The sequence below is a fragment of the Burkholderia latens genome, assembly GCF_902499045.1.
GTDB classification, from domain to species: Bacteria; Pseudomonadota; Gammaproteobacteria; order Burkholderiales; family Burkholderiaceae; genus Burkholderia; species Burkholderia latens.
Window position 1 is genome coordinate 1 of record NZ_CABVPL010000014.1, and the last position, 26,402, is coordinate 26,402.

Annotated in this window: 25 protein-coding genes and 1 pseudogene; 8 read left to right on the forward strand and 18 right to left on the reverse strand. The window is 67.2% G+C overall.

Annotation, left to right across the window (positions count from 1 at the left end; all coding sequences use genetic code 11):
* The first annotated feature begins 156 nt into the window (after positions 1 to 156).
* Positions 157 to 1,545, forward strand: a complete 1,389-nt coding sequence (purB, locus tag BSE24067_RS12390) for an adenylosuccinate lyase (RefSeq protein WP_151067766.1) — start codon at positions 157 to 159, stop codon at positions 1,543 to 1,545.
* 70 nt (positions 1,546 to 1,615) lie between these two features.
* Here the strand turns inward: purB and BSE24067_RS12395 are convergent, their stop codons facing one another.
* A complete protein-coding gene (locus tag BSE24067_RS12395; protein ID WP_151067768.1) occupies positions 1,616 to 3,037 on the reverse strand; it encodes an NAD(P)/FAD-dependent oxidoreductase in 1,422 nt (473 codons plus the stop codon).
* Positions 3,038 to 3,311: 274 nt separating this feature from the next.
* Between BSE24067_RS12395 and BSE24067_RS12400 the strand changes: the two genes are divergently transcribed.
* Positions 3,312 to 3,965 (forward strand): TetR/AcrR family transcriptional regulator, encoded by a 654-nt coding sequence (locus BSE24067_RS12400; protein WP_151067770.1) that lies wholly within the window; start codon positions 3,312 to 3,314, stop codon positions 3,963 to 3,965.
* A gap of 113 nt (positions 3,966 to 4,078) precedes the next feature.
* Here the strand turns inward: BSE24067_RS12400 and BSE24067_RS12405 are convergent, their stop codons facing one another.
* Together BSE24067_RS12405 and BSE24067_RS12410 are read right to left on the reverse strand one after the other, a co-directional pair.
* Entirely contained in the window at positions 4,079 to 4,582 is a 504-nt protein-coding gene (locus BSE24067_RS12405) for a gluconokinase (protein WP_040143405.1), read from the reverse strand.
* A 13-nt stretch (positions 4,583 to 4,595) separates the two neighbouring features.
* The gene (locus BSE24067_RS12410) at positions 4,596 to 5,957 is read right to left on the reverse strand and encodes a GntP family permease (RefSeq protein WP_151067771.1); all 1,362 of its coding nucleotides are present in this window, start codon (positions 5,955 to 5,957) and stop codon (positions 4,596 to 4,598) included.
* A 403-nt stretch (positions 5,958 to 6,360) separates the two neighbouring features.
* Between BSE24067_RS12410 and BSE24067_RS12415 the strand changes: the two genes are divergently transcribed.
* On the forward strand, positions 6,361 to 6,816 hold the full coding sequence (locus BSE24067_RS12415; protein WP_151067772.1) for a DUF2778 domain-containing protein: 456 nt from the start codon (positions 6,361 to 6,363) through the stop codon (positions 6,814 to 6,816).
* Positions 6,813 to 7,262, forward strand: a complete 450-nt coding sequence (locus BSE24067_RS12420; protein ID WP_151067774.1) for a hypothetical protein — start codon at positions 6,813 to 6,815, stop codon at positions 7,260 to 7,262. The genes BSE24067_RS12415 and BSE24067_RS12420 overlap by 4 nt, the downstream gene beginning before the upstream one ends.
* On the opposite strand, the gene eda is transcribed toward BSE24067_RS12420, so the two are convergent.
* Positions 7,222 to 7,848 carry a bifunctional 4-hydroxy-2-oxoglutarate aldolase/2-dehydro-3-deoxy-phosphogluconate aldolase gene (gene eda, locus BSE24067_RS12425; RefSeq protein ID WP_151067776.1) on the reverse strand — a complete coding sequence of 209 codons (627 nt, stop codon included), beginning with the start codon at positions 7,846 to 7,848 and terminating at the stop codon, positions 7,222 to 7,224. The two genes, BSE24067_RS12420 and eda, sit on opposite strands and share 41 nt — an antisense overlap.
* 19 nt (positions 7,849 to 7,867) lie before the next feature.
* On the reverse strand, positions 7,868 to 9,724 hold the full coding sequence (gene edd, locus BSE24067_RS12430) for a phosphogluconate dehydratase (RefSeq protein WP_151067778.1): 1,857 nt from the start codon (positions 9,722 to 9,724) through the stop codon (positions 7,868 to 7,870).
* A gap of 294 nt (positions 9,725 to 10,018) precedes the next feature.
* Between edd and BSE24067_RS12435 the strand changes: the two genes are divergently transcribed.
* Positions 10,019 to 10,867 (forward strand): MurR/RpiR family transcriptional regulator, encoded by an 849-nt coding sequence (locus BSE24067_RS12435; protein ID WP_151067781.1) that lies wholly within the window; start codon positions 10,019 to 10,021, stop codon positions 10,865 to 10,867.
* An 88-nt stretch (positions 10,868 to 10,955) separates the two neighbouring features.
* On the opposite strand, the gene BSE24067_RS12440 is transcribed toward BSE24067_RS12435, so the two are convergent.
* The 9 genes from BSE24067_RS12440 to BSE24067_RS12480 form a co-directional block, all read right to left on the reverse strand.
* Positions 10,956 to 11,378, reverse strand: a complete 423-nt coding sequence (locus BSE24067_RS12440) for a CopD family protein (RefSeq protein ID WP_006760213.1) — start codon at positions 11,376 to 11,378, stop codon at positions 10,956 to 10,958.
* A 17-nt stretch (positions 11,379 to 11,395) separates the two neighbouring features.
* Positions 11,396 to 12,667 (reverse strand): glutamate-5-semialdehyde dehydrogenase, encoded by a 1,272-nt coding sequence (locus tag BSE24067_RS12445; protein ID WP_151067782.1) that lies wholly within the window; start codon positions 12,665 to 12,667, stop codon positions 11,396 to 11,398.
* 168 nt (positions 12,668 to 12,835) lie between these two features.
* Entirely contained in the window at positions 12,836 to 13,930 is a 1,095-nt protein-coding gene (holA, locus tag BSE24067_RS12450) for a DNA polymerase III subunit delta (RefSeq protein WP_151067784.1), read from the reverse strand.
* An 18-nt stretch (positions 13,931 to 13,948) separates the two neighbouring features.
* Positions 13,949 to 14,503 carry an LPS-assembly lipoprotein LptE gene (locus tag BSE24067_RS12455; protein ID WP_151067786.1) on the reverse strand — a complete coding sequence of 185 codons (555 nt, stop codon included), beginning with the start codon at positions 14,501 to 14,503 and terminating at the stop codon, positions 13,949 to 13,951.
* 38 nt (positions 14,504 to 14,541) lie between these two features.
* Positions 14,542 to 17,136 (reverse strand): leucine--tRNA ligase, encoded by a 2,595-nt coding sequence (leuS, locus tag BSE24067_RS12460; protein ID WP_151067788.1) that lies wholly within the window; start codon positions 17,134 to 17,136, stop codon positions 14,542 to 14,544.
* Between the two features lie 279 nt (positions 17,137 to 17,415).
* Positions 17,416 to 17,871, reverse strand: a complete 456-nt coding sequence (locus BSE24067_RS12465) for an ExbD/TolR family protein (protein WP_174904767.1) — start codon at positions 17,869 to 17,871, stop codon at positions 17,416 to 17,418.
* Positions 17,872 to 17,893: 22 nt separating this feature from the next.
* Entirely contained in the window at positions 17,894 to 18,562 is a 669-nt protein-coding gene (locus BSE24067_RS12470) for a MotA/TolQ/ExbB proton channel family protein (RefSeq protein ID WP_174904768.1), read from the reverse strand.
* Between the two features lie 19 nt (positions 18,563 to 18,581).
* The gene (dapB, locus tag BSE24067_RS12475; RefSeq protein WP_151068781.1) at positions 18,582 to 19,379 is read right to left on the reverse strand and encodes a 4-hydroxy-tetrahydrodipicolinate reductase; all 798 of its coding nucleotides are present in this window, start codon (positions 19,377 to 19,379) and stop codon (positions 18,582 to 18,584) included.
* Positions 19,380 to 19,444: 65 nt separating this feature from the next.
* Positions 19,445 to 20,245, reverse strand: a complete 801-nt coding sequence (locus tag BSE24067_RS12480; protein WP_174904769.1) for an outer membrane protein assembly factor BamE — start codon at positions 20,243 to 20,245, stop codon at positions 19,445 to 19,447.
* Between the two features lie 141 nt (positions 20,246 to 20,386).
* Between BSE24067_RS12480 and fur the strand changes: the two genes are divergently transcribed.
* A complete protein-coding gene (fur, locus tag BSE24067_RS12485; protein ID WP_006400349.1) occupies positions 20,387 to 20,815 on the forward strand; it encodes a ferric iron uptake transcriptional regulator in 429 nt (142 codons plus the stop codon).
* Positions 20,816 to 20,917: 102 nt separating this feature from the next.
* Here fur and BSE24067_RS12490 read toward each other — a convergent pair whose 3' ends face one another.
* The 3 genes from BSE24067_RS12490 to BSE24067_RS12500 all read right to left on the reverse strand — a co-directional run bounded on the left by BSE24067_RS12490 (position 20,918) and on the right by BSE24067_RS12500 (position 23,885).
* Complete coding sequence (locus BSE24067_RS12490) at positions 20,918 to 21,442, reverse strand: ureidoglycolate lyase (RefSeq protein ID WP_151068154.1); 525 nt, start codon at positions 21,440 to 21,442, stop codon at positions 20,918 to 20,920.
* 14 nt (positions 21,443 to 21,456) lie between these two features.
* Positions 21,457 to 22,464, reverse strand: coding sequence for an allantoicase (gene alc / locus BSE24067_RS12495; RefSeq protein WP_151068152.1), 1,008 nt, complete (start codon positions 22,462 to 22,464; stop codon positions 21,457 to 21,459).
* Positions 22,465 to 22,565: 101 nt separating this feature from the next.
* The gene (locus tag BSE24067_RS12500) at positions 22,566 to 23,885 is read right to left on the reverse strand and encodes a C4-dicarboxylate transporter DctA (protein ID WP_151068150.1); all 1,320 of its coding nucleotides are present in this window, start codon (positions 23,883 to 23,885) and stop codon (positions 22,566 to 22,568) included.
* A gap of 211 nt (positions 23,886 to 24,096) precedes the next feature.
* Between BSE24067_RS12500 and BSE24067_RS12505 the strand changes: the two genes are divergently transcribed.
* Entirely contained in the window at positions 24,097 to 24,819 is a 723-nt protein-coding gene (locus BSE24067_RS12505) for a FadR/GntR family transcriptional regulator (protein WP_151068148.1), read from the forward strand.
* A gap of 303 nt (positions 24,820 to 25,122) precedes the next feature.
* Positions 25,123 to 25,287, forward strand: a pseudogene (locus BSE24067_RS12510) (LysR family transcriptional regulator); the annotation flags it as partial.
* A gap of 87 nt (positions 25,288 to 25,374) precedes the next feature.
* Here the strand turns inward: BSE24067_RS12510 and gap are convergent.
* Positions 25,375 to 26,385 carry a type I glyceraldehyde-3-phosphate dehydrogenase gene (gene gap, locus BSE24067_RS12515; RefSeq protein WP_151068147.1) on the reverse strand — a complete coding sequence of 337 codons (1,011 nt, stop codon included), beginning with the start codon at positions 26,383 to 26,385 and terminating at the stop codon, positions 25,375 to 25,377.
* Positions 26,386 to 26,402 lie beyond the last annotated feature (17 nt).

Below are 26,402 nucleotides of genomic sequence, written 5' to 3' on the forward strand. Positions count from 1 at the left end.
CGGCACCGTTCGCGCGCCGCGCGGGCGCCCCGTGCGCATCGCCCGAGCGCGGTCACGGCGGCCGGACCGGATCCGCCGGAACCGGCGCGCGCCGATGGTAAAATGCCGGATTCTCCTCCCCTCGTTCGCCCCGGCCCCAAAAGGCCCTGCCCGATCATGTCCGACACCCGTCCCGATACGCTTTTCGCCCTCACCGCGCTCTCGCCCATCGATGGCCGCTACGCCAGCAAAACCGAAGCGCTGCGCGACTGGCTCTCCGAAGCCGCGTTCATGCGCCACCGCGTCACCGTCGAGGTGCACTGGCTGATCGCGCTGTCGCGCGCCGGCTTCGCGGAAATTCCGCGCTTCTCCGATGCGTCGGAACAATTCCTGCTGCAACTCGCCGAGCGCTTCACCGCGCACGACGCCGCGCGCATCAAGGAAATCGAGCGCGTGACGAACCACGACGTGAAGGCCGTCGAATACTGGCTGAAGGAATCGGTGAAGGGCCAGGCCGAACTCGAGAAGGCGAGCGAGTTCATCCACTTCGCGTGCACGTCCGAAGACATCAACAACACGTCGCACGGGATGATGCTCGCCGGCGCGCGCGAACACGTGATCGTGCCGGCGCTGCGCACGGTCCACCAGCGCCTCGTCGCGCTCGCGCACGCTCACGCCGAACAGCCGATGCTGTCGCGCACGCACGGCCAGCCGGCCAGCCCGACGACGCTCGGCAAGGAACTCGCGAACGTCGCCGCGCGCCTCGCCCGCGCGATCGCACGCATCGAGAAGGTCGAGATCCTCGGCAAGATGAACGGCGCGGTCGGCAACTTCAACGCGCATTTGTCCGCGTATCCGGAATTCGACTGGGAAGCGTTCTCGCGCGACGTGATCGAGAACCGCCTGAAGCTCACGTTCAACCCGTACACGATCCAGATCGAGCCGCACGATTACATGGCCGAGCTGTTCGACGCGGTCGCCCGCGCGAACACGATCCTGCTCGACCTCGACCGCGACGTGTGGGGCTACATCTCGGTCGGCTACTTCAAGCAGAAGACGAAGGCCGGCGAGATCGGCTCGTCGACGATGCCGCACAAGGTCAATCCGATCGACTTCGAGAACTCGGAAGGCAACCTCGGCCTCGCGAACGCGACGCTGCGCCACCTCGCCGACAAGCTGCCGGTGTCGCGCTGGCAGCGCGACCTGACCGACTCGACGGTGCTGCGCAACATGGGTGTCGCGCTCGGCTACTCGCTGCTCGCGTACGATTCGCTGATCCGCGGCCTCGACAAGCTCGAAGTGAACCCGCAGCGCCTGAACGAAGATCTCGACAACTGCTGGGAAGTGCTCGCGGAGCCGGTGCAGACGGTGATGCGCCGCTACGGCATCGAGAACCCGTACGAGCAGCTGAAGGAACTGACGCGCGGCAAGGGCATCACGCGCGAAGCGCTGCAGGAATTCGTCGGCACGCTGGCGATCCCGCAGGACGCGAAGGATCGCCTGCTCGCGATGACGCCTGCGTCGTACATCGGCAAGGCCGTCGAACTCGCGAAGCGGATCGCATAAGCACCGCCGTCGCCGGACGAAAAAAAGCCGATGCGAAGCGATTCGCATCGGCTTTTTGTTTTTCGGCCGGTCAGAACGAAATCATCCGCCCCGGGTTCAGCGCGCTCATCACGCTCATCGCCGCCTTCGCGGCCGGAATCGCGATCGGCGACAGCTGCCGCCCGAGCGGAATCGCGCGATGGTCGATGCCGGTCAGCATCGAGAAATCGTCGCTGCGGCCGACGAAGTCGTCGCAGATCGCCTTGCCGATCCGCACCGTCTGCGCGACGCCGTGCCCGCTCCAGCCCTGCACCATGTACATCGGCACGCGGCCGCCGGTCTTGCGGCTGTCGGTCGCGCCGTTCAGCGTGAAGTCGCTGACGCCGCTCCAGCAGTAGTCGAGTGCAAAGCGGCCGTCGTGCTGCGGAAAGACCGTGTTCAGCCGCGTCAGCAGATACGCGTTCACGTCTGGCTGCGCCCAGCAGCTGCCGGTGCCCTGGCCGCCGAACAGCAGCCGGTTGCCGCGCACCGGCCGGTAGTAGTCGATCTGGAACTGCGTGTCGTAGACGGGCATTCCGGCCGGCAGCAGTGTCGCGACGTCGACGTCGAGCGGCGCCGTCACGCTCACGTACGTGAAGAACGGCACGGTGGTCGCCGCGCCGCCGTCGAGCAGCCGGAACGTCGTGTTGTGCAGCGCCAGCACGACGCCGCGGCGCGCGGTGATCGTGCCGCCCGGCGTCACCGCGACGACGCCCGCCGGCGTTTCGTCGAGTTCCAGCACCTCGGTGCGTTCGTACAGCGCGCCGCCGTTCAGCCCGAAGCCGTGCACGAGGCCGCGCACCAGCGCGAGCGGATGCAGCTGGCCGCCGATCGCGTCGATCGCCGCGCCGTGATAAAGGCCCGAGCGCACGTATTCGTCGTGCAACTGATGACGGCCGACGAGGGTCACGCCGGCGTCGCCGAGATGGCGGCGCGCGTCCGCGCCGTCGAGCAGCGCGCTCATGTGGCCCGGGTGCACCGCCGCCGTCACGTGGCCGCGCTTGCGATCGAAATCGAGCGCGTAACGCGCGCCGATCGCATCGATCAGGTCCATCGACTCGGCCGACGCGAAGCGCCACAGCCGCTTCGCGTCGTCGTGCGACAGGTTGTCGATCATGTCGGCCGCTTCCCAGCGCGCAAGGCCCGGCGTCAGTTGGCCACCGTTGCGGCCGGACGCCGCGGAGCCGACGTGATGCTTGTCGACGAGGATCGTGTCGACGCCCGCTTCCGCGAGATGAAGCGCGGCCGATGCGCCGAGCAGCCCCGCGCCGATCACGAGCACGTCGCACACGGCGTCGTGCGCGAGCGGCGCGCTGTTTTCATGGCGCGACAGCGACGCCTCGTACCAGTTGGCCGGATGCGCGCCGTCGTAGCGCGACGGTTCGCACCAGTTCCAGTTGTCCTTCTCGATGTTCAGTCGCGTCTGCTCGAACCGCGATTCTCCCTGGATCAGGGGTGTGTTGTTGAAAGTCATGATTGCACTTGCATGGTCTTGGGCCGCCAGTCGAAGAGCCTCGTTGCCGCCGGGCTTCGCGGGTGGGGCAGCCGGTTCCACTTGGGTGTCAACGAAGACAAGGGGCGCGATGGCCCGTGTTGACGGCAGACGCGCTCGCGCCTGCGTGGATCCCGGACCGTGCGAAAGCACGCATTGAAAGGTGCCGGGACACCCAATTTCTACACCGCAGAAATAATTCTACAGCGTAGAATATGCTTTCGTCAAGATTACAGCCCGGCGCGTACCCGTTCCGATGAAAGACAAACCCGCCCAAGGCCCGCGCGGCCTCGACAAGGATGCAATCGTCGCCGCCGCGCTCGCGCTGCTCGAAGAAGTCGGCGAAGCCGCGTTCAGCGTGCGCAAGCTTGCGCAAGCGATCGGTTGCGATCCGATGAGCGTGCTGTATCACTTCAAGTCGAAGGAGGGGCTGAGCCGCGCGATCGCGAACGCGCTGTCGCGCTCGCTGGTGCCGGTCGATCCTTCGATGCCGTGGCGCGAGCGGCTGCGCGATCTCGCACGCCAGTACCGCGCGCTGGCGCTGCGCCATCCGGCCGCCTTCGCGCTGCTGCAGCGTCACATGAGCACCGGCCCCGCCGATCTCGCGCATATCGAAGCCGTGCATCGCGCGCTGGCCGATGCCGGTATCGCGCGCGCGGCGCTGCCGGCCGTGTGCGTCGGCTGGTATGCGAGCGTGATCGGGCTCGCCGCGGCCGAGGCCGGCGGCCTCACGCGGCCCGCGAACGACGTCGAACTCGCGGAAATGGACGCGCTGTCCGACGCCGAGCAGCCACTCGTCAAGGCGGCCGCGCCGCTCTATGCGCGGCTCGACCCCGCCGCCGTGCACGACACGATGCTCGACGTGCTGCTCGACGGAATCGCACAGCGTGCGAGCACCGCTCGAGCGTGACGCGCGAACCTTATGCTCGAACCCTCCGCGCGAACATTGCGCGGCCGTAAACGACACAGGCGCCCGTCGGGGCGCCTGTGTCACTGCTGCATGATGATTGCCGCGAACCGCGCTCAGTGCTGCTGCGCGAGACCGATCTTCACCATCACTTCATCGACGATCTGTTCGGGCGTCAGCTCGATGCTGACCTCGATCGCTTCGTCCGGGCCCGGCTCCTCGAGCGTGTCGAGCTGACTCTTCAGCAGCGACGGATCGAAGAAATGGCCGGTGCGGGTCTTCAGGCGCTCGCGCAACACGTCGAACGAACCCTTCAGGTACACGAATCGCACGTCGGTGTCGGTGCCGCGCAGCACGTCGCGGTACGAGCGCTTCAGCGACGAACACGTGAACACGGCCGTCTCGCCCGCACGCTGCTTTTCCTCGATGGCCGCGCGGATCGCGCGCAGCCACGGCCAACGGTCGTCGTCGGTCAGCGGAATGCCGTGGTGCATCTTTTCCTTGTTCGCCGCGCTGTGAAACGCGTCGCCGTCGGTATAGCTGCACGACAGGCGTTCCGCCAGCATTTCGCCGATTCGCGACTTGCCCGCGCCCGACACGCCCATTGCGATCAGAATCATTGACTACCCCTTGTTACAGAACCATGCTCAGCAGCAGCGTAAAGCCCAGCCCAAGCACGGAGATGATGGTTTCGAGCAACGACCAGGTCTTGAACGTCTGACCGACCGTCATCCCGAAGTATTCCTTGATCAGCCAGAAGCCGCCGTCGTTCACGTGCGAGAAGATCAGCGAGCCCGAGCCGGTCGCGAGCACCAGCAGTTCCGGGCTGACCGCCGCGCCCGACGCAGCCGCGATCGGCGCGACGATCCCGCAGGCCGTCGTCATCGCGACCGTTGCCGAACCGGTCGCGAGACGCATCAGCGCCGCGACGAACCAGCCGAGCAGCAGCGGCGACAGGTGCGCATGCTTCGCGGTCTCGACGATCTGCTGCGAGATCCCGCTGTCGCGCAGGACGCCGCCGAAGCCGCCGCCCGCGCCGACGATCAGCGTGATGCCGGCGATCGGCGCCAGGCATTCGCCGCAGAACTTCTGGATCTGGTCGCGGTTGAAGCCCTGCAGCTTGCCGAACGTGAAGAAGCTCACGAGCACGGCGATCAGCAGCGCGACGTCGGAGTTGCCGGCAAAGCGCAGCAGGTTGTTCGGCAGCGACTTCGGCGCGAACACCAGATCGGCCCAGCTGCCGACGAGCATCAGCACGACGGGCAGCAGGATCGTGAACAGCGTGATGCCGAAGCCCGGCAGTTCGCGCTTGCCGCCGTCCGTGCGCGTATCGACGAACTGCGACGCGAGCGGGTTGTTTTCCGGCAGCTTCACGAACTTCGAGATCATCAGCGCGAACAGCGGACCGGCGATGATCGCGGTCGGCACGCCGACGATCAGGCCGAACGCGATCGTCTTGCCGATATCGGCGCCATATTGCTGGACGGCCAGCAGCGCGGCCGGGTGCGGCGGGATCAGCCCGTGCACGACCGACAGGCCGGCCACCATCGGCAGGCCGACGACGAGCAGCGACTTGCCGGTGCGCTTCGCGACGTTGAACGCGATCGGGATCAGCAGCACGAAGCCGACTTCGAAGAACACCGGCAGGCCGACGATGATCGCGACGAACATCATCGCCCAGTGGATGTTCTTTTCACCGAACCAGTCGATCAGCGTGGTCGCGATCCGTTCGGCGCCGCCCGACTCGGCCATCATCTTGCCGAGCATCGTGCCGAGGCCGACGACGATCGCGATGTGGCCGAGCGTGCCGCCCGTGCCCGTTTCGAACGACTTCACGATCTTGTCCATCGGCATGCCGACGGCGAGACCCAGGCCCAGCGAAACGATGATCAGCACCAGGAACGGGTAGATCTTGTAGCGCGCGATCATCAAGATCAGCGCGGCGATCGCGATCAGCGTGAATACGAGCAGCATGCTGCCTTGGACAGCCCCCATGTGGCACTCCTCCTAGGAATTGTTCGAAACCGGGCGAGCTGTTGCGAGTATGCCCGGCTATGCAGGTCTCCGAAACACGGGGGGCTACCCACCCCGCGAGGACGCTGAATTTTACTTATCTTTACGGTCGGCGGATAGAACCGGTTCCATCGGTAAAGACCCTTGCACGACGGCCTTTGCCGACGGTGTACTGCCTCGCGATCGTGCCCGATATTCGGCGCCACGCGCGCGTCAGGGCCCGCCGGATCCGCAAGCGATCGAACCGGACGCGCGATCCGTCCTGCTCGATGGCGAACCGATCGAGGCCGTTCGCCGCCTGCCGCCCGTCTCCGTATCGCTGCGTGTTTCTCAAAATTACGTCTGCTAGCGTCAAATTTTCTTCAGCAAACAATATCGATCTTCGATGCAGATTTCCTTCAAGTTGAACGGGCTGCCTCTAAGCGAACTAACGCATGGCGCTCAAAAAATGCCGGCATTCTCCGGGCACGGGATTTATCGAAATAAGCAGCAATATCAATGCGTCGTCAAAAACGGACCCATTCCGCAAGGCACGTACTGTATTGTCGAACGTCAAAGCTCGCTCTCGGATATTCCGCATTTGTTTCGGGGCGTCAACAAATTTGAATGGTTCGCACTGTACGCAAAGGATCGAAAAATCGATGACGAACTGTTCTGTTCCCAAGTGAGGCGCGGGCAGTTCAGACTCCATCCGCGCGGTCCGCCGGGCATCAGCGAAGGCTGCATGACGGTCGAAAATCGTTCCGATTTCCTCGCGCTGCGAAGAACGATCTTGAACGCTCACAAATTCAGGACCGCCGGCACCTCGTATGACGCTTACGGAACCGTAGTCGTCTCATGAAGCGCGCTTGCGAAATATCGATCGGACTGCTCTGCATTTATCTGATCGCCAATCTGCTGACGCTTATCTGGATCACGCACCACGAATTCTTTCCGCGCTTTCCTGAAACCTGGGCGAACCGGCTGGCCGATTGGTATGGCGCGCGCAATGCGGAGGAGGTCGCGGATCTGGAAGGACTCGTCGGGGGGTTCTATTCACCCCGCCCGCCGTTATCATTTATTCGCTTTTCTTCCGAGCGTACAGAAAAAGGCGCCATTGACGTGGCAGGGGCACGCTTGCGCTTGTCCGTGCCCCGCCCCTTCGTCGAACCCCAGGCCGGCGCGAGCCTGGGCGATAGCCGACATCAGCGGTACGTCGTCACCGGCAAGCGCTTCCTCCGAGATCACACGGTCGATTGTCGGCTTTTCAGCGCGACAGCCGGCTCGCCGCTTGCGCGAGGCGCGTGACCTCCGCCCAGTCCTGCGCGGCGAGCGCGGCCTTCGGCGTGAGCCACGAGCCGCCGACGCACACGACGTTCGGCAGTTTCAGGAAATTCGGCGCGCTTTCGGCCGTGATCCCGCCCGTCGGGCAGAACTTCAGCGCCGGGAACGGGCCGTGGAACGCCTGCAGCATCGGCACGCCGCCAGCCTGCTGCGCGGGGAAGAACTTGACGATGTCGTAGCCGAATTCGAGCGCCTGAATGATGTCGCTCGGCGTCATCACGCCCGGCAGCAGCGGCAGGCCCGCGTCGAGCGACGCGAGGTGCAGGTCCTTCGTCAGGCCCGGCGACACGCCGAACGTCGCGCCCGCGCGCTTCGCCTGCGCGCAGTGCTCGGGCTTCGTGATCGTGCCGACGCCGACGACGATGTCGTCCGCGAGCTGGCTCGCGCGCTGGATCGCGTCGAGGCCCGCCGGCGTGCGCAGCGTGATTTCGAGCACCTTGACGCCGCCCGCATGCAGCGCGCGCGACACGTTTTCGCCCTGCTCGACCGAGTCGAATGCGAGCACCGGAATCACCGGGCCCAGCTTCACGATTTCAGCAATCGTTTTCATTGATCACACTCCTTGAAATTCATGCAGCGACGCGGACGGCCGTTTCGCCGACCAGCGTCCCGAAAACCGATGCGCCCTGCTCGGCCGGCGCGGCCGCCGCGCGGAACACGCCGAACAGTTCGCGCCCGAAGCCGACTTCGTTGTCGGCCTGATGCAGCGGCTGCGCGACCGGGCGCGCTTGCCATTCCGCGTCGTCGACCTCGATGTCGAGGATGCCGGCTTCCGCGTCGATCACGAGCGTGTCGCCCGTCTTCACCTTGCCGATCGGGCCGGCGAGCAGCGCTTCCGGCGACAGATGGATCACGGCCGGCACCTTGCCCGACGCGCCGGACATGCGGCCGTCGGTAACCAGCGCGACGTGGAAGCCCTGATCCTGCAGCACGCCGAGCAGCGGCGTCAAACGATGCAGCTCGGGCATCCCGTTCGCCCGCGCGCCCTGGAAGCGCACGACCGCGACGAAATCGCGCTTCAGCTCGCCGCGATCGAATGCTTCCTGCACGGCTTCCTGCGAATCGAACACGATCGCCGGCGCCTTCACCTTGCGGTGCTCGGGCGCGACCGCGGAAATCTTGATCACGCCGCGGCCGAGCCGGCCCTGCATCAGACGCAGGCCGCCGTCCGGCTGGAACGGGTCGCGGATGCCGCGCAGCACCTTCGTGTCGTGGCTCTCGGCCGTGCCGTCGACCCACGTCAGCTTGCCGTCGATCAGCTTCGGCTCCTTCGTGTAGTGCGTGAGCCCACGGCCGGCCACCGTCGTCACGTCTTCGTGCAGCAGCCCGCCTTCGAGGAGGTTGCGCACCAGGAACGCGACGCCGCCCGCCGCATGGAAATGGTTCACGTCGGCCTTGCCGTTCGGGTAGATCTTCGCGAGCAGCGGCACCACGGCCGACAGTTCGTCGAAATCGTTCCAGTCGATCAGGATGCCGGCCGCGCGCGCGATCGCGACGAGGTGCAGCGTGTGGTTGGTCGAGCCGCCCGTCGCGAGCAGCGCGACGATCCCGTTGACGATCGCCTTCTCGTCGATCACATGGCCGATCGGCGTGTACTGGCCGCGCTCGACGGTCAGGTCGAGCACGCGGCGCGCGGCCTCGGCCGTCAGCGCGTCGCGCAGCGGCGTGTGCGGATGGATGAACGCCGAGCCCGGCAGATGCAGGCCCATCAGCTCCATCAGCATCTGGTTGCTGTTGGCGGTGCCGTAGAACGTGCAGGTGCCGTGGCCGTGATACGCGGCCGATTCCGCTTCGAGCAGCGCATCGCGGCCGACCTGGCCGGTCGCGAACTGCTGGCGGATCTTCGCCTTGTCGTCGTTCGACAGGCCGCTCGTCATCGGGCCCGCCGGCACGAAGATGGTCGGCAGGTGGCCGAACTGCAGCGCGCCGATCAGCAGGCCCGGCACGATCTTGTCGCAGATGCCGAGGCAGAGCGCCGCGTCGAACATGTTGTGCGTGAGCGCGATCGCCGTGCCCATCGCGATCGCCTCGCGCGAGAACAGCGACAGCTCCATCCCCGGATTGCCTTGCGTGACGCCGTCGCACATCGCCGGCACGCCGCCGGCGAACTGCGCGACGCCGCCGTTCTCGCGCGCGGCGGCCTTGATGATGTCGGGGAAATTCTTGTACGGCGCGTGCGCGGACAGCATCTCGTTGTACGAGGACACGATGCCGATGTTCGGTTCGCGAATCGCCTTGATCTGGAACTTGTCGCTGCCTTCGAGACCCGCGAAGCCGTGCGCGAGGTTCGCGCACGACAGCGCGCCGCGCGCCGGGAACTTGCCTTGCGCGCGGTCGATGCGCTGCAGATAGGCGGAACGGGTCGGTTGGCTGCGGGCGATCACGCGTTCGGTGACCTTCGCCAGGGTGGGATGCAGCGACGTCATGCTGGGCGCTCCTGTATGCCGGACGACACCGGCGGTTGGAATCGTGGGGACGATCGACCTTCGTCGAACGAACGAAGGCAGTCTAGTAGAAAAACTACAAGCGCGCAATGCGAATCGTCGCGCCCGCAACCACCATTCCCGCCACCAGCAAGGATTTACCTAGTAAAAACCCTAGTCCCCATCGTTGTGCGCCTCATGAATCACCGACGATTCGGCTAGTATTTTCCTGTAGATTTTCTACAATTCGATTGCGATACACTCGCTCATCCGAACCCGATTTCCATCCGCCGCCCCATGCTGCCTCGCATTGAAGCGATCCGCGCCGACCTGCGCCCGTCCGAGCGCAAGCTCGCCGACTACATCCTCGCCGCGCCGCGCGAGGTGCTCGACCTCGCGATGACCGAGCTGTCGACTCGCGCGGGCGTCAGCCAGCCGACCATCGCACGCTTCTGCCAAGCGCTCGGCTGCAGCGGCTTTCGCGAATTCAAGATCCGGCTCGCGCAGAGCGTCGCGCCGGGCGTGTCGTCGGTGTACCGCGACGTCGAGCCCGACGAACCGGCGCCCGGCATCATCGGCAAGGTGTTCGACCGGACGATCGGCGCGCTGATCGAGGTGCGCAACAGCCTGTCGGCCGGCAGCGTCGCCGAAGCGATCGCGCTGCTGTCGAACGCGTCGCGCATCGAGTTCTACGGCGCCGGCGGCTCGGGCATCGCCGCGCAGGACATCCAGCACAAGTTCTTCCGGCTCGGTGTGCCGAGCGTCGCGTATTCGGATCCGCACACGTTCTCGATGTCGTCGGCGCTGCTCGGGCCGCACGACGTCGTCGTCGCGATCTCGAACACCGGCCGCACGCGCGACATCGTCGATGCCGCGCGCTCCGCGCTCGCGTGCGGCGCGAAGGTCGTCGCGATCACGCAGAGCCATTCGCCGCTCGCGAAGCTCGCGACGGTGAGCCTCGCGTCGAACGTGGCGGAGGAAACCGACGTGTTCTCGCCGATGACGTCGCGGATGTCGCATCTCGCGATCGGCGACATCCTCGCGGTCGGCGTCGCGCTGTCGCGGGGGCCGGCGCTGATGGAGCGCGTCGGCCGCGCGAAGGAAGCGATCACGCGGCGCCGGATCGACGAGCCGGTGAAGGAGTGAGCCGGAGCAGGACGCCGCGCGTAAACGAACGACGGCGCCCCGAGGGGCGCCGTCGCGCATCGATCGCCGGCAGTGCGGTGCCGCGGACTCAGAACGGCTTGATCACGACCAGCGCGACCGCCGCCAGCATGCCGAGCACGGGCAGCTCGTTGAATACGCGATACCACTTGTCGGTGCGACGGTTCTCGCCGCGCTCGAACACCCGCAGCAGGTGCCCGCAATACGCGTGGTAGATGACGAGCAGCAGCACCACCGTCACCTTCGCGTGGATCCACCCCTGCCCCTGGCCGATGCCGATCACGAGCCAGAGCCACAGCCCGCACGCGAGTGCCGGCACCGCGATCATCGTCATGAAGCGGAACAGCTTGCGTGCCATCAGCAGCAGCCGGCGCACCGCGGCGGGATCGGTTTCCATGGCCAGGTTCACGTAGATGCGCGGCAGGTAGAACAGCCCCGCGAACCACGCGGCGATCAGAACGATGTGGAACGTCTTGACCCAGAGCATTGCCATCGATTGTGCGCCTCGTTTTATTGACGGCCTTCGCCGTGACCGAGCACCACGTACTTCAGCGACGTGAGCCCTTCCAGGCCGACCGGGCCGCGTGCGTGCAGCTTGTCGTTCGAGATGCCGATTTCCGCGCCGAGGCCGAACTCGAAGCCGTCCGCGAAGCGCGTCGACGCGTTGACCATCACGCTCGCCGAATCGACTTCGCGCAGGAAGCGCATCGCGCGATCGTGATCCTCGGTGACGATCGCATCGGTGTGATGCGAGCCGTAATGGTTGATGTGCTCGATCGCCGCATCCAGGCCGTCGACGACCTTGATCGCGAGCACCGGCGCGAGATATTCGGTGTGCCAGTCTTCCTCGGTCGCATCGACGAGCGGGCCGATGCCTGCGTCGGCGAGCACCGTGCGCGCGGCCGCATCGACGCGCAGTTCGACCTGCTTGTCGCGATACAGCTTGCCGAGCGGCGGCAGCAGCTTCGCCGCGATGCCGCTCGACACGAGCAGCGTCTCCATCGTGTTGCAGGTGCCGTAGCGGTGCGTCTTCGCGTTGTCGCACACGGTCAGCGCCTTGTTCAGATCCGCACGATCGTCGACATACACGTGGCAGATGCCGTCGAGGTGCTTGATCATCGGCACGCGGGCCTCGTTGATCAGCCGCTCGATCAGGCTCTTGCCGCCGCGCGGCACGATCACGTCGATATATTCGGTCATCGTGATCAGCTTGCCGACCGCCGCGCGATCGGCCGTCGCGACGACCTGCACCGCGTCCTGCGGCAGGCCGGCCGCTTCGAGCCCTTCGCCGATCAGCTTCGCGAGCGCCGCGTTCGATTCGAGCGCCTCGGAGCCGCCGCGCAGGATCGTCGCATTGCCCGACTTCAGGCACAGCGCGGCCGCGTCGATCGTCACGTTCGGGCGCGATTCGTAGATGATCCCGATCACGCCGAGCGGCACGCGCATCTGGCCGACCTGGATCCCGCTCGGGCGGTACTTCAGGTTGCCGATCTCGCCGATCGGATCGGCGAGCGACGCGACCTGACGCAGGCCTTCGACCATCGTGTTCAGCGCCTTGTCGGACAGCGTCAGGCGGTCGACGAACGCCGCATCAAGCCCCTTTTCGCGGGCGCGGGCGACGTCGCGCGCATTCGCATCCTTCAGCGCCTGCGCGTCGCGCTCGATCGCGCGGGCGACCGCGTCGAGCGCCGCGTTCTTCGCGGCCGTGCTGGCGCGCGCCATCGCGCGGGAAGCGTGCCGGGCGCGGCGGCCCAGGTCCGTCATGTACTGATCGATATCCATCGTGTGACTCGAGAAGCAAGCCGCGGCGCGCGGCGTGAATTCGTGGGGAAGCGGGGGGACGGCCATCCGGGGACGGCCTTCCGGCGGCGCCGCGACAGGCAGGCCGCGCCGGCCATCGAAGCATTGTAAGCGGGTTGCGATGCGTGCGCTGAAGCGCCCGGACGAGGCTTAACGCCGCACGCGACCCGCGGTCGGCGGTCGCTCGCCGCGCTCGCCGGCGACCGTCATCGCGAGCTGGAACAGGCCGTCCCACGGATCGGGCGGCGGATCGTCCTGCGTGCGCCGGCCCGGCGTGACGGCCGACAGCCCCTTCACCTGCCGGTCGAGCTTCGCGGCGAACGCGAGCGCCTTTTCGAGCACGGCTTCCGACACGCGATTCAGCGCGGGACCGATCAGCCGCTCGCGCGGCCCCCATACGCGGTTCTCGCGCAGCAGCGTCGCGAGCGGCTTGCCGGCCGTCGTGCCGCGCTTGATCCGCAGCAGCGTGCGCAATTCCTCGACGACGGCCCACATCACGAGCACGATCGCCTCGCCCTCGCCCTTCAGCCCGTCGATCATCCGCGCGAGCCGCGCGGCGTCGCCCGCGAGCATCGCCTCGTTCAGCTTGAACACGTCGTAGCGCGCGACGTTCAGCACCGCATCGTGCACCTGCTCGAACGACAGCGCGCCCTGCGGATACAGCAGCCCGAGCTTCTGGATTTCCTGGTGCGCGGCGAGCAGGTTGCCCTCGACGCGCTCCGCGATGAACTGCAGTGCACGGCGGCCATCCTCGCCGGGCGCGACGCGCTGGCCCTGCATCGACAGACGCTGGCCGATCCAGTTCGGCAGCTGCGCACGGTCGACCGGATCGATCTTCAGCGCGACGCCGCCGTTCTGCAGCGCGGTGAACCATGCGGATTTCTGCGTCGCCGCGTCGAGGCGAGGCAGCGTGACCAGCATCAGCGCGTCCGGATTGGGCGCGGCCGCGAGCGTCTTCAGCGCGTCCGCGCCTTCCTTGCCCGGCTTGCCCGACGGAATGCGCAGCTCGATCAGCTGACGCTCGCCGAACAGCGACATCGCCTGCGTCGCGCCGAGCAGCACGCTCCAGTCGAAGCCGCGCTCGACCGTATGCACCGAACGCTCGGTGAAGCCGGCCGCACGCGCGGCCGCACGAATGCGGTCGCACGCTTCCTGCGCGAGCAGCGGCTCGTCGCCGTACACGGTGTAGAGCTGGGCCATCCCCTTCGCGAGGTGCGGCTCCAGCGCATCAAGTCGCAATTGCATCGGTGCGTGCGCCCGCGATCACAGCGGCGGCGGCGGCAGCGGCGCGCGCGGCGCGACACCCGGCACCACGTCCTCCGGCGCCGGCGTCAGCGAGTGGACGATCGCGAGACGCCGCATCAGCTGGTCGACCGCGTCGTTCTGCATATCGGCGTACAGGATGTCGGCTTCCTGCGCCTTCGCGTTCGTGTACTGGTCGCTGTACGTCATCGCGCGGTTAAGCGCGATCGCGCTCGGCGGGATCAGCACGGTGCCGTCCTTGCTCGTCAGCGTGTAGTTCAGCGTGTAAAACAGCGCATATTCCTGCGCGGAGCCGTACTTGTTGAGCGTCAGCGTGTTCTGCCCGCGCGAGTCCCACATGCGCAGCACGGCGTCGGCGTCATCCGCCGACTTGACGATCTTCGTGTCGCTGCCGGCCTCGACCAGGCGCTCCAGGCGCGCCGCGACGGGCGCCGGCGCACCGGCGATCAGCAGGTGCTTGAACGCGTAGTTCTGCTGGCCGCGCAACTGGAAACCGCATGCCGACAGCGCGAACGCGCTGCCGGCGGCGAGCATCAAAAACGATCTGCGGATCACCTTCGCTCCTTCTGTGTGCGCCCGACGGCCGGCGGCCGTCAGACGACGATGTTCACGAGGCGGCCCGGCACGACGACGATCTTCTTCGCCGGCTTGCCTTCGCCGAACTTCGCGAATGCTTCGTCGGCCAGCGCCGCGGCCTCGATGGCCTCGCGGCTCGCGTCCTTCGCGACCTTCAGCGCGCCGCGCACCTTGCCGTTCACCTGCAGCACGAGTTCGATCTCGGACTGCTCGAGCGCGGCCTCGTCGACCTTCGGCCACGGCGCGTCGAGCAGCGGGCCGAATTCGTCCGCGTAGCCGAGCGCCTTCCACAGCTCGAACGTGATGTGCGGCACGACCGGATACAGCACGCGCAGCAGCACGCCGTACGTCTCGCGCAGCACGGCCGGCGTCGCGCCCTTCGCGCCGTCGATCGCGTTCAGCATCTTCATCGCGGCCGACACGACCGTGTTGTACTGCAGGCGCTGATAGTCGAAATCGGCTTGCTTCAGCACGCTGTAGATTTCGCGGCGCAGCGCCTTGTCGGCGTCGCCGAGCGCCGCGGCGTCGAAACCGGCACGCGCGGCAAGCGCGTCACGATTGCCGGCGCCGAAGCTCCACACGCGGCGCAGGAAGCGGCTCGCGCCTTCGACGCCCGCGCCCGACCACTCGAGCTGCTGCTCGGGCGGCGCCGCGAACATCGTGAACAGGCGCGCGGTATCGGCACCGTACTGGTCGATCAGCACCTGCGGGTCGACGCCGTTGTTCTTCGACTTCGACATCTTCTCGATGCCGCCGAGCACGACGGGCTGGCCGTCGGCGTTCAGCGTCGCGCCGACCGGGCGGCCCTTGTCGTCGTGCGTGACCGTCACGTCGGCCGGGTTGTACCAGGTCTTCTTGCCCGCCGCGTCCTCACGATAGTACGTCTCGTTCAGCACCATCCCCTGCGTGAGCAGGTTCTTCGCCGGTTCGCCGAACTTCACGAGGCCGAGGTCGCGCATCACCTTGGTCCAGAAGCGCGAATACAGCAGGTGCAGGATCGCGTGCTCGATGCCGCCGATGTATTGATCCATCGGCATCCAGTAATCGGTGCGCGCGTCGACCATGGTGTCGGCGTCCGGCGCCGTGTAGCGCGAGAAGTACCACGACGAATCGACGAACGTGTCCATCGTGTCGGTTTCGCGCTTCGCGGCCGCGCCGCACTTCGGGCACGTGCAGTTAAGGAACGCTTCCGACTTCGCGAGCGGATTGCCCGAGCCGTCCGGCACGAGGTCTTCCGGCAGCACGACGGGCAGATCCTGTTCCGGCACCGGCACGTCGCCGCACGACGGGCAGTGGATGATCGGGATCGGCGTGCCCCAGTAGCGCTGGCGCGACACGCCCCAGTCGCGCAGACGCCACGTGACCTGCTTGTCGCCGAAGCCGCCGGCCTTCAGGTCGGCCGCGACCGCGTCGACCGCTTCCGCATAGCGCAGGCCGTCGTACTTGCCGCTGTTCACGCAGACCGCGACTTCCTTGTCGCCGTACCACTCCTGCCATGCGTCGAGCGAGTACGACTGGCCTTCGGCCGCGATCACCTGCTTGATCGGCAGCCCGTACTTCTTCGCGAACGCGAAATCGCGCTCGTCGTGGCCCGGCACGCCCATCACCGCGCCTTCGCCGTAGCTCATCAGCACGTAGTTGCCGATCCACACCTCGACCGGCTCGCCGGTCAGCGGGTGCGTGACCGAGAAGCCCGTCGCGACGCCCTTCTTCTCCATCGTCGCGACGTCGGCCTCGGCGACGCCGCCGCGCTTGCATTCGTCGATGAACGCCTGCAGCTCCGGCTTGCCCTGCGCGAGGCGCGTGGCGAGCGGGTGCTCGGCCGCGATCGCGCAGAACGTGACGCCCATGATCGTGTCGGCACGCGTCGTGAACACGCGCAGCAGCGCCTTCTCGCCGTCGAGCTCGTACGGGAAGCCGAAGTTCACGCCGAAGCTCTTGCCGATCCAGTTCTGCTGCATGATCTTCACGCGCTCGGGCCAGCCGAGGCCGTCGAGGTCGTTCAGCAGCTCATCCGCGTACTGCGTGATCCGCAGGTAGTACATCGGGATCTCGCGCTTCTCGACGAGCGCGCCCGAACGCCAGCCGCGGCCGTCGATCACCTGCTCGTTCGCGAGCACGGTCTGGTCGACCGGATCCCAGTTCACGGTGCCCGTCTTCTTGTACGCGATGCCCTTCTCGAGCATCTTCAGGAACAGCCACTGGTTCCACTTGTAGTAGTCCGGCTTGCACGTCGCGATCTCGCGCGACCAGTCGATCGCGAGCCCCATCGACTGCATCTGGCCCTTCATGTACTCGATGTTGTCGTAGGTCCACTTCGCCGGCGGCACGCCGTTCGCCATCGCGGCGTTCTCCGCCGGCATCCCGAACGCATCCCAGCCCATCGGCATCAGCGTGTTGTAGCCGTTCATCCGCAGATAGCGGTACATCACGTCGTTGATCGTGTAATTGCGCACGTGACCCATGTGCAGCTTGCCGGACGGGTACGGCAGCATCGACACGCAGTAGAACTTCGGCTTCTGCGAGTCTTCCTTCGTCTTGTAGGCATCGGCTGCGCGCCAGTCGCCCTGGGCGGCGGCTTCGACGTCGGCGGGTACGTATCTCTCGTGCATGGTGTGGTTCGGACTAGGCTTTAAGCGGCGCGCCACGCGGCGGGCACGCGGAAGTGGACGAAAATCGGGCAGCCCGGCGGCGGGAGCAGGCTCACGGATCTCGGGCCTGCGCATGGTTCGCGGATATTCGCCGGGTAACCGGGAGGGTCTCCAGGTTACCCGGCGAAACCCTGCCGACCGGGCGGAAACGACGATTATACCGTCCGCGGTGGACGGTACGGCCGGTCTCGGAGGCCGCGACGCATTCTTGGGTGGCCGGCGGCGCAGGCGGCCGGCAGGTCAGGGTTTCGCGCCCGCGGCGGCCGGCGTCGCGGCGCCCGCCGGCGGCACGTCGGTGACGAAGCCGATCCGCGTCAGGCCGGCGGCCTGCGCGGCGCCCATCACCTGCGCGATCACGTCGTAGCGGGTCGCGCGCGACGCGCGCAGCCGCAGCTCCGGCGGCGCCGCGCCGGCGGCCACGGCCTTGAAGCGCGCGGGCAACGCGTCGAGCGCGACGGGCGTATCGTCCCAGTACAGCTTGCCGGCATCGTCGATCGACAGCGTGACCGACTGCGGCGTGTCGCGCGCGACGCTCGCCGCGACCTTCGGCAGGTCGAGCCGGATCGCGTGCGTCATCAGCGGCGCGGTGATGATGAAGATCACGAGCAGCACGAGCATCACGTCGATCAGCGGCGTCATGTTGATCTCCGCCATCGGCGCGGACGTCTTGTGGTGCTCCAGTCCGCCGAATGCCATGATCGTTCCTCCCGGCCGTGAGTCAGGCGCCCTGCGCGCACACGAACACGTGCAGGTCGCGCGCGAAGCCGTCGAGTTCCTCGGCGAGCTGGCGCACGAGCCGCCCGAGGATGTTGTACGCGAGCACCGCCGGAATCGCGACGACGAGCCCGAACGCGGTCATGATCAGCGCCTCGCCGACCGGCCCCGCGACGTTCTCGATCTGCGCCTGCCCGCTCGCGGCGATGCTGCCGAGCGCATGGTAGATGCCCCACACGGTGCCGAGCAGCCCGACGAACGGCGCGGTGCTGCCGATCGACGCGAGCAGCACCTGGCCGAACTCGAGACGCCGCTGCGAGCGCAGCATCGCATGGCGCAGCGCGCGCAGCACGCGTTCGCTGCGCTCGACGCGCGCGGCGAGCGCGGCCGGATCGTGCGCGTCGGCCGCGTCACGCGCGGCTTCGGCGAGCGGCACGAACACGCGCTCGCGGTCGGCGCCGGCGAGCGCGTCGATGCCCGCGTCGAGCGACGCGGCGCGCCAGAACGCAGCGAGCGCGCGCGGCCCCTGCCGCTTCGCGCGGACCAGGAGCCAGGCTTTCATCAGGAGGAAGCACCAGCTGGCGACGGACATCGCCAGCAGCAGGTACGCGACCGCATGCGTGATCGCATCGCCGCTTTCGAGGTAGTGGACAACGCCGGTGGGAATGGCCATCGGAGTTTCCCCGTGAGGGTCAGCGCAGGCCGAGCACGTCCTGCATGTCGAACAGGCCGGCGCCGCGCGCCGACAGGAAGCGGACCGCCCGCAGCGCGCCCTGCGCATACGACACGCGGCTCGACGACTTGTGCGTGATCTCGATCCGCTCGCCGATCCCGGCGAACAGCACCGTGTGGTCGCCGACGATGTCACCGCCGCGCACCGCCGCAAAGCCGATCGTCGACGGATCGCGTTCGCCGGTCACGCCGTGGCGGCCGTACACCGCGCAGTCGTCGAGCGAGCGCCCGAGCGCGCCGGCCACGGCCTCGCCCATCATCAGCGCGGTGCCCGACGGCGCGTCGACCTTGTGACGGTGATGCGCCTCGATGATCTCGATGTCGTAGCCGTGCGAGAAATGCTTCGCCGCGAATTCGAGCAGCTTCAGCGTGACGTTCACGCCGACGCTCATGTTCGCCGCGAACACGATGCCGATCCTGCCTGCCGCGGCCTGCAGCTCCGCCTTCTGCTCGGCGGTGAAGCCGGTCGTGCCGATCACGAGCTTCACGTCGTGGCGCAGCGCGGCCGCGACGTGCGCGACCGTGCCTTCCGGCCGCGTGAAGTCGATCAGGTAGTCGGCCTGCGCGAACACGGCATCGATGTCGTCGGTCAGCTTGATCCCGGTTTCCTTGCCGAGGAACGCGCCGGCGTCCTGGCCGAGGAACGGCGAACCGGCACGGTCGAGCGCGCCGACGAGCTGCGCGTCGGAATCGTTGAGAACGGCTTCGATCAGCATCCGGCCCATACGGCCCGATGCACCGGCAATCGCAATCTTCATGGCTTTCTACACGACAGGTCTAAAGGCGGGCGGCGCATGCCGCCCTGTTTCCGCACGCCGGCCGCTTACTGCGACTGCGCCGGCGCGGTGAGCGGCTGGTTCTGCAGGTTGTCCGAGCCTTGCGGGCCGACGGGCGGCGCCGCTTCGTTCGTCGCGTTCGGCTGCGGCGGACGATGGAACTGGAACTGCGGCTGGATCGCCGGCGCGGCGCCCGGCGGCTGGCCGCCCGGCACCGGCGCGCCGCCGGAAGCCTGCGCGGACGGCGTGAAGCGGCGTGACGCCGGCGCCTGCCCCGACACCTGGTTGGTCGCGCGGTTCGCCGCGCGGGCGGCCTGGGCGTTCGCATCCTGGTCGACTGCGGCGGCCGACACCTGCACGGCGGACGGGCTCGCGGCTGCAGCGGCCTGCGCGGCGCTCGCGGCAGCGGCTTCGGACGCCTTCTTCGCCGCGGCCGCGGCCTTCGCCTTCTTGCCGCCGCGATCGCCGTCGATATCGGCCAGCAGGTCGAGTTCGGACGGCAGGTTCTCGGCGCCCGTCCAGCTCGCGAGGCGATCGCCCGAGAACGTCAGCACGAGGTCGCGCTGCTGGACGACCGACGTCGAGCCGCGCTTGAAGTAAAAGAGGTAATCCCAGCGGTCGGCATGGAACATGTCCGCGAGCAGCGGCGTGCCGAGCAGCGCGCGAACCTGCTCGCGCGTCATCCCGGCCTGCAGCTGCGCGGCCTTTTCCTGCGACACGAAGTTGCCCTGCACGACGGTGATCCGATAGGGCGTGATGCTCTGCGCGATGCGCTGCGTCACGCTGTCGTACGACGAACAACCAGCCAGCGCGGCAACGGCGGCGGCAGCGATGATGGCACTCCGCATGCGACTCCTCTGAAAATGCGAAAGGGATTCCGGGAACATTTCCTTCACCGTGCTGCCCGCCCCGCGGGCCGCGCGTGTTTCTGGAACGGCGAAAAGCCGGTAACATTGAAGCCCTGCATTGTACTCTAGGGATGCCTAGCCATGACCAATCCGACGGATCTCAAGAATATCGGGCTAAAGGCCACCCTACCGCGCCTCAAGATTCTCGAGATCTTCCAGCAAAGCCCGGTGCGTCACCTGACGGCCGAAGACGTCTACCGCAACCTGCTCAACGAGCAGCTGGACATCGGGCTCGCCACCGTTTACCGCGTGCTGACGCAGTTCGAGCAGGCCGGCCTGCTGTCGCGCAGCAACTTCGAATCCGGCAAGGCCGTGTTCGAACTGAACGAAGGTTCGCACCACGATCACCTCGTCTGCCTCGATTGCGGCCGCGTCGAGGAGTTCTTCGACGCCGAAATCGAAAGCCGCCAGCAGGCGATCGCGAAGGAACGCGGCTTCCGGCTTCAGGAACACTCGCTCGCGATGTACGGTTCCTGCACGACCGAGAACTGCCCGCACCGCAAGCACTGATCCGCGCGCTGCACACGTACGCACGGCCCGGCCGGCATCTCGCCGCCCGGGCCGTGTCGTTTTCGGCGCACGGACAAAAGGCCCGCGGCCGCGGGCGCCGCGTCAGGCCACGCCCGCGCAGGCCGGCGTGAAATCGAGTGCCCACGCGCCGTCGAGCGGAATCTCGTCGCAGTTCGGCTGCGGGCCGCCGCGGTCGACGATCACGAAGTCGCTGACCGCGTCGAGCGCGAGCAGCGGATGGTGCCAGACACCCTTCGCATAATTCACGCCCTGCCAGCCCTCAGCCAGGAACGCGCGCATCGCGTCGGGCCGGAATTCGCCGGCCGGCGCGACCACGATCGCGTAGCGCGACACCGCCGCGAGCGGGATGAACGCCTGGCTGCCGTGCGGATGGCGCTCCATCAGCGTGATCGCGACCGGCAGCGCGCGCGGCTGCGCACGAAACACGCTGACGAGCGGCCGGCCGCCGTCCGCGCACACGTCGATCGTCGCGAGATCGTGGAAGCGTTCGGTCGTGCCGCCGTTGATCGGGAAGTGCCGCGCGCCTTCGAGCGCGATCACGTCGCCGAACGGCGCGAACGCTTCGCGGGTCAGGCGCTCGACGCGCAGGATGTGGGGTCCGCTCATGCCGATCGCCTCCTTCAAGCGGGTTCGCCCCACAAGCGCAGGCGCGACACGCCGCCGTCCGGGAAGATGTTGAAGCGCACGTGCGTGACGGGGCCGAGCGCCGCGAGCTGGTCGAACGTGTGCACGTGATCCATCTGCAGCTTCTGCTCGCCGAGCAGTTCGGCCCAGAACATCGCCTGCGTGACGAGCGAGTCGTCGGTGCCGCCGGCGACCCGCGCGGCCTGCAGCGAACAGCGGTCGGGGAAGTTGCCCTTGAAGAACGCGGTATCGACCTCGACGCGCCGGATGATGCCCGGCCGCGCGAGCGCGACGATCGCCCAGTCGTTGCCGGGCTCGCGCCGGCGCCGCGTTTCCCAGCCGTCGCCCATGTTCGCGCCGCGTCCCGGCATCAGCATCTGCGATGCCGCGCCGAAGTGCTGGTTGTTCGCCGCCACCAGGTAGCCGCCGTTCTCGATTGCCGCGAGATCGACCAGTTCGCCGGCCGGCACGCGGCGCCAGTCGCGCTGCGGCTGGCCGTACACGCGCAGCCGCGCGAGCCCGCCATCCGGATACAGGTTCACGCGCAGATGCGTGACCGGCTGCGCATCGTCGACGCTCACGTAGTGATGCGAATTGCCCTGCAGCGTCGTCGCGGGGACGATCGTGCGCCATTCGGCGTCGTCCGGCGGCGTGTCGCCGTCCACCGCGCACGCTTCGATCGACGCGGCCGGCGGGAAGTTGCCGGTGAAGTGGCTCGTATCGAGATCGACGCCGTGGATCACGCCCGGCCGCGCGAGCCGGACCACGCAGAAGTCGTGGCCGGTCGTGCGCTTGCGGCGCGTTTCCCAGCCGTCCATCCACTTGCCGTGGTCGTCGTACTTGCCGGGAATGAACACGGCCGGCTCGGGATTGAGCATGCGTTCCTTCGGTGCGAAGAACTCGTCGCTGGCGAACAGCGCCTGCGCGCCGAGGCGCGGGTCGGCGAGGTTCATGTAGCGCCGCGTGAAAGCCGGCGCGTTCGGATCGAGGATGGGGGCTGCCATGTCGTCTCCATTTTTGGGAAGGCGCCGGCGCGGCGGCGCGCCGGTCGCAAGAAATCGTTCGCGCGGCGCGGCCAGTGCGCCGCGCCGCGCGCGAATCGCGCTCAGAGCGCGTGGGCCTGGTCGCCGGCGACCGGGGCGGCGCTGCCCGGCGCATCGGCCACGTAGCGCAGTTCGCGGTTCAGCACCCGCGTCGCGCGGGCGCGGTCGATGTCGTTCTCCCACACCGCGACCACCACCGTCGCGACGCAGTTGCCGATCAGGTTGGTCAGCGCGCGGGCGATGCCGACGAACCAGTCGACCGGCAGGATCAGCACGAGGCCGAGCACCGGAATCGCGGGAATCGCCGACAGCGTCGCCGCGAGGATCACGATCGCCGAACCGGGAATCCCGTGCGCGCCCTTCGACGTGACGAGCGACACGAGCAGCACGACGATCAGGTCGTGCGTGGACAGCGGCGTGTTGGTGGCCTGCGCAATGAACAGCACCGCGAGCGTCAGATAGATCGAGAAGCCGTCGAGGTTGAACGAGTAGCCGGTCGGGATCACGAGGCCGACCGTCGAATCCTTGATGCCCATGTATTCGAGCTTGCTCATCACCTGCGGCAACACCGCGTCCGACGACGCCGTGCCGAGCACGATCGACAGTTCCTCGCGCAGGTAGCGGATCAGCTTGAACACCGAGAAGCCGGCGATCCGCATCACCACGCCGAGCACGACCGTCACGAACACGAAGCAGCTCAGGTAGAACACCGCGACGAGATAGCCGAGCTGCTTGAGCGACGCAACGCCGTACTTGCCGGTCGTGAACGCGATCGCGCCGAGCACGCCGAGCGGCGCGAGCTTGATGATGAAGCCGATGATGCGGAAGAACACGTGCGACAGCTCTTCGATCAGGCTGTTCACGCGCTGCGCCTTGTCGCCGAGCAGCGACAGCGCGGAGCCGAACAGCACCGCGAACACGAGGATCTGCAGGATGTCGCCCTTCGCGAATGCGTCGATCGCGGTGTCGGGGATGATCTTCATCAGGTAGCCGGCCGTGTCCTTCAGGCTCTCGGCGTTCTTCGCGTACGTCGACAGCGACGCCGCGTCGAGCGAGCGCAGGTCGATGTTCATTCCGACGCCCGGACGCGTGACCCATGCGAGCACGAGCCCGATGCCGAGCGCGAGCGTCGTCATCACCTCGAAGTAGACGACCGCCTTCAGGCCGACGCGGCCGACCTTCTTCAAATCGCCCGCATTGGCCATCCCGCTGACCACCACGCAGAACACGATCGGGCCGATCACCATCTTGATCAGCTTCAGGAAGCCGTCGCCGAGCGGTCGCAGCGACTCGGCGAAATGCGGGAAGAACGCGCCCAGCGCGACCCCCAGTATCAATGCGACGACTACCCGGCCAAACAGCGAATTGAGGAATTTCGACACGGCGCTCTCCCGATCCAACGGTTGCAGTTTCGTCTGTTCATACTGGTAAGACCAGTGATGTTATGGTGGATAGTAGGAAGCCGATATAGTCGCGTCAAGGACGAACAAAATAGGGATTTCCCGCGCTCGCGCGCCCTGCGGTGCGGGTTAAAGAGGGGCCGATCGTGGCTTTCCCGTACGTCGGTCGTGCACCGTGCGCGTGCGGATTACAATGCCGGTCAGACCGGCCATCGCTCACATCATGAAGAACGTTCCGCACACCGTGACCGACGCCGCCATCGCGACGATCCGCGACCGGATCGAGGCAGGCGTCTATCCGGTCGGCAGCCTGCTGCCGGCCCAGCGCCAGCTCTCCGAAGAGCTGGAGATCAGCCGCGCGTCGCTGCGCGAGGCGCTGTCCACGCTCGAAGCGCTCGGGATGCTGCGCATCCGCGCCGGCAAGGGCGTGTACGTCGAAAGCGCGCAGGCGACGGCCGCGCATGCGTGGCAATTCGCCGAGCAGTCGTCGCCGCCCGATACGTACCAGATGCGCTACGCGCTCGAAGGCTTCGCCGCGCGGATGGCCGCGCACGTCGTCACCGACGACGACATCGCGTGGTTCGAGGAGAACCTCGCCTGCCTGCACGTCGCGCTGACCGACAGCGCGCTCGACGAGGCGTCGCGGCTCGACTTCGACTTCCACATGCGGATCATCCATCTCGCGGGCAACGCGGCGATCGAGTCGATCCTGCGCAGCAGCGCCGACATCATGAAGGAAAGCCAGCGCATGCCGTTCTACCGGCGCGAGCTGCTGCTGTCGACGTGGCACGAGCACCGCGCGATCGTCGACGCGCTGATCGCGCGCGATGCCGCGGCCGCGGGCACCGCGATCGAGACGCACATCGCGAACGCCGCGCAACGCGCGGGCATCTTCTTCCCGACGCCGCGCGCGTAATCGCCGCGCGCGCCCCAGCTCCCCTCCGCCCGGCCGTGCCGGCCGCCGTTCCGACGGATCGCGAGACGCGAGCATGCGCTCGATGAACGCGCGTGCCGCGACACCGCGGCACGCGACACGTCATGCGGTGAGGCGGCGGGCCCGCAATCCGCCTGCGCCGCACGACGAACAACGCACGCGCCGCGGATCGCGGGCGTGCGTTGTTGCGAAGCGCGCCGCCGTCATCGCGACGCGCTGACGCCGCACCGTCACGCGGTTTCGTCCGCGAAATCGATCAGCACCTTCATCGCACGCTGCCGGTCGCCGGCGCACGCGGCGAGCGCGCTGCCGCCGAGCGTGCTCGCGCGGCCGCTCGACCTGGCCGCTCATCGAAGCGGCATCGGCCACGCGTGGACCGATCTCGACAGCCCGTTGAAGCATGCGTTCGCCGATGCGATCGAACACGTGACGGCAAACGCCGGGCAATAAAAAACCCGGCCGGGAAAGCCCCAGGCCGGGTTCGTTCGCCACGCCGGCCACCGTGCGGCGGCCGCGCGACGTCCGCGATGACTGCGATTACTTCGCGTTCGCGAATGCGATTGCCGTATCGAGCATGCGGTTCGAGAAGCCCCACTCGTTGTCGTACCAGCTCGATACCTTCACGAGACGGCCCGACACCTTGGTCAGCGTCGCGTCGAACGTCGACGAAGCCGGGTTGTGGTTGAAGTCGATCGACACCAGCGGTGCGTCGTTGTAGCCGAGGATGCCCTTCAGCGCGCCTTCCGATGCTTCCTTCATGATCGCGTTGACTTCCTCGACCGTCGTGTCGCGTTTCGCGATGAACGACAGGTCGACGATCGACACGTTGATCGTCGGGACACGGATCGCGTAGCCGTCGAGCTTGCCGTTCAGTTCCGGCAGCACGAGGCCGACCGCCGATGCGGCGCCCGTCTTCGTCGGGATCTGGCTGTGCGTGGCCGAACGCGCGCGGCGCAGGTCTTCGTGGTAGACGTCCGTCAGCACCTGGTCGTTCGTGTACGCGTGGATCGTCGTCATCAGGCCGGTTTCGAGGCCGATCTTGTCGTTCAGCGGCTTGACGAGCGGTGCGAGGCAGTTCGTCGTGCACGATGCGTTCGAGATGACCGTGTGTTCGGCCTTCAGCACGTTGTGGTTCACGCCGTAGACGATCGTCGCGTCGACGTCCTTGCCGCCCGGTGCCGAGATGATCACCTTCTTCGCGCCGCCCTTCAGGTGCGCGCTCGCCTTTTCCTTCGTCGTGAAGAAGCCCGTGCATTCCATCACGACGTCGACGCCCAGCTCGCCCCACGGCAGTTCGGCCGGGTTGCGGTTCGCGAGCACGCGGATCTTGTCGCCGTTCACGACGAGGTAGTCGCCGTCGACCGACACGTCGCCCGGGAACTTGCCGTGCGCGGTGTCGTACTGGGTCAGGTGCGCGTTGGTCTTCGCATCGCCCAGATCGTTGATCGCGACGATCTCGAGATCGTGCTTCTTGCCGTTTTCATAGAACGCGCGCAGCGTGTTGCGGCCGATACGGCCGTAGCCGTTGATTGCGACGCGGATCGTCATGGTCTATCTCCTGATGG

Bases quoted from the DNA above. Each gene is read 5' to 3' on its own strand.
- BSE24067_RS12395 (WP_151067768.1), bottom strand. From the start codon at position 3,037: ATGACTTTCAACAACACACCCCTGATCCAGGGAGAATCGCGGTTCGAG.
- BSE24067_RS12440 (WP_006760213.1), bottom strand. From the start codon at position 11,378: ATGGCAATGCTCTGGGTCAAGACGTTCCACATCGTTCTGATCGCCGCG.
- alc (WP_151068152.1), bottom strand. From the start codon at position 22,464: ATGGCAGCCCCCATCCTCGATCCGAACGCGCCGGCTTTCACGCGGCGC.
- BSE24067_RS12470 (WP_174904768.1), bottom strand. From the start codon at position 18,562: ATGGCCATTCCCACCGGCGTTGTCCACTACCTCGAAAGCGGCGATGCG.
- dapB (WP_151068781.1), bottom strand. From the start codon at position 19,379: ATGAAGATTGCGATTGCCGGTGCATCGGGCCGTATGGGCCGGATGCTG.
- BSE24067_RS12490 (WP_151068154.1), bottom strand. From the start codon at position 21,442: ATGAGCGGACCCCACATCCTGCGCGTCGAGCGCCTGACCCGCGAAGCG.
- fur (WP_006400349.1), top strand. From the start codon at position 20,387: ATGACCAATCCGACGGATCTCAAGAATATCGGGCTAAAGGCCACCCTA.
- eda (WP_151067776.1), bottom strand. From the start codon at position 7,848: ATGAAAACGATTGCTGAAATCGTGAAGCTGGGCCCGGTGATTCCGGTG.
- leuS (WP_151067788.1), bottom strand. From the start codon at position 17,136: ATGCACGAGAGATACGTACCCGCCGACGTCGAAGCCGCCGCCCAGGGC.
- gap (WP_151068147.1), bottom strand. From the start codon at position 26,385: ATGACGATCCGCGTCGCAATCAACGGCTACGGCCGTATCGGCCGCAAC.
- BSE24067_RS12445 (WP_151067782.1), bottom strand. From the start codon at position 12,667: ATGGATATCGATCAGTACATGACGGACCTGGGCCGCCGCGCCCGGCAC.
- BSE24067_RS12410 (WP_151067771.1), bottom strand. From the start codon at position 5,957: ATGGGGGCTGTCCAAGGCAGCATGCTGCTCGTATTCACGCTGATCGCG.
- BSE24067_RS12465 (WP_174904767.1), bottom strand. From the start codon at position 17,871: ATGGCATTCGGCGGACTGGAGCACCACAAGACGTCCGCGCCGATGGCG.
- edd (WP_151067778.1), bottom strand. From the start codon at position 9,724: ATGACGTCGCTGCATCCCACCCTGGCGAAGGTCACCGAACGCGTGATC.
- BSE24067_RS12480 (WP_174904769.1), bottom strand. From the start codon at position 20,245: ATGCGGAGTGCCATCATCGCTGCCGCCGCCGTTGCCGCGCTGGCTGGT.
- BSE24067_RS12405 (WP_040143405.1), bottom strand. From the start codon at position 4,582: ATGATTCTGATCGCAATGGGCGTGTCGGGCGCGGGCAAGTCGCGAATC.
- BSE24067_RS12415 (WP_151067772.1), top strand. From the start codon at position 6,361: ATGCAGATTTCCTTCAAGTTGAACGGGCTGCCTCTAAGCGAACTAACG.
- purB (WP_151067766.1), top strand. From the start codon at position 157: ATGTCCGACACCCGTCCCGATACGCTTTTCGCCCTCACCGCGCTCTCG.
- holA (WP_151067784.1), bottom strand. From the start codon at position 13,930: ATGCAATTGCGACTTGATGCGCTGGAGCCGCACCTCGCGAAGGGGATG.
- BSE24067_RS12400 (WP_151067770.1), top strand. From the start codon at position 3,312: ATGAAAGACAAACCCGCCCAAGGCCCGCGCGGCCTCGACAAGGATGCA.
- BSE24067_RS12505 (WP_151068148.1), top strand. From the start codon at position 24,097: ATGCCGGTCAGACCGGCCATCGCTCACATCATGAAGAACGTTCCGCAC.
- BSE24067_RS12435 (WP_151067781.1), top strand. From the start codon at position 10,019: ATGCTGCCTCGCATTGAAGCGATCCGCGCCGACCTGCGCCCGTCCGAG.
- BSE24067_RS12420 (WP_151067774.1), top strand. From the start codon at position 6,813: ATGAAGCGCGCTTGCGAAATATCGATCGGACTGCTCTGCATTTATCTG.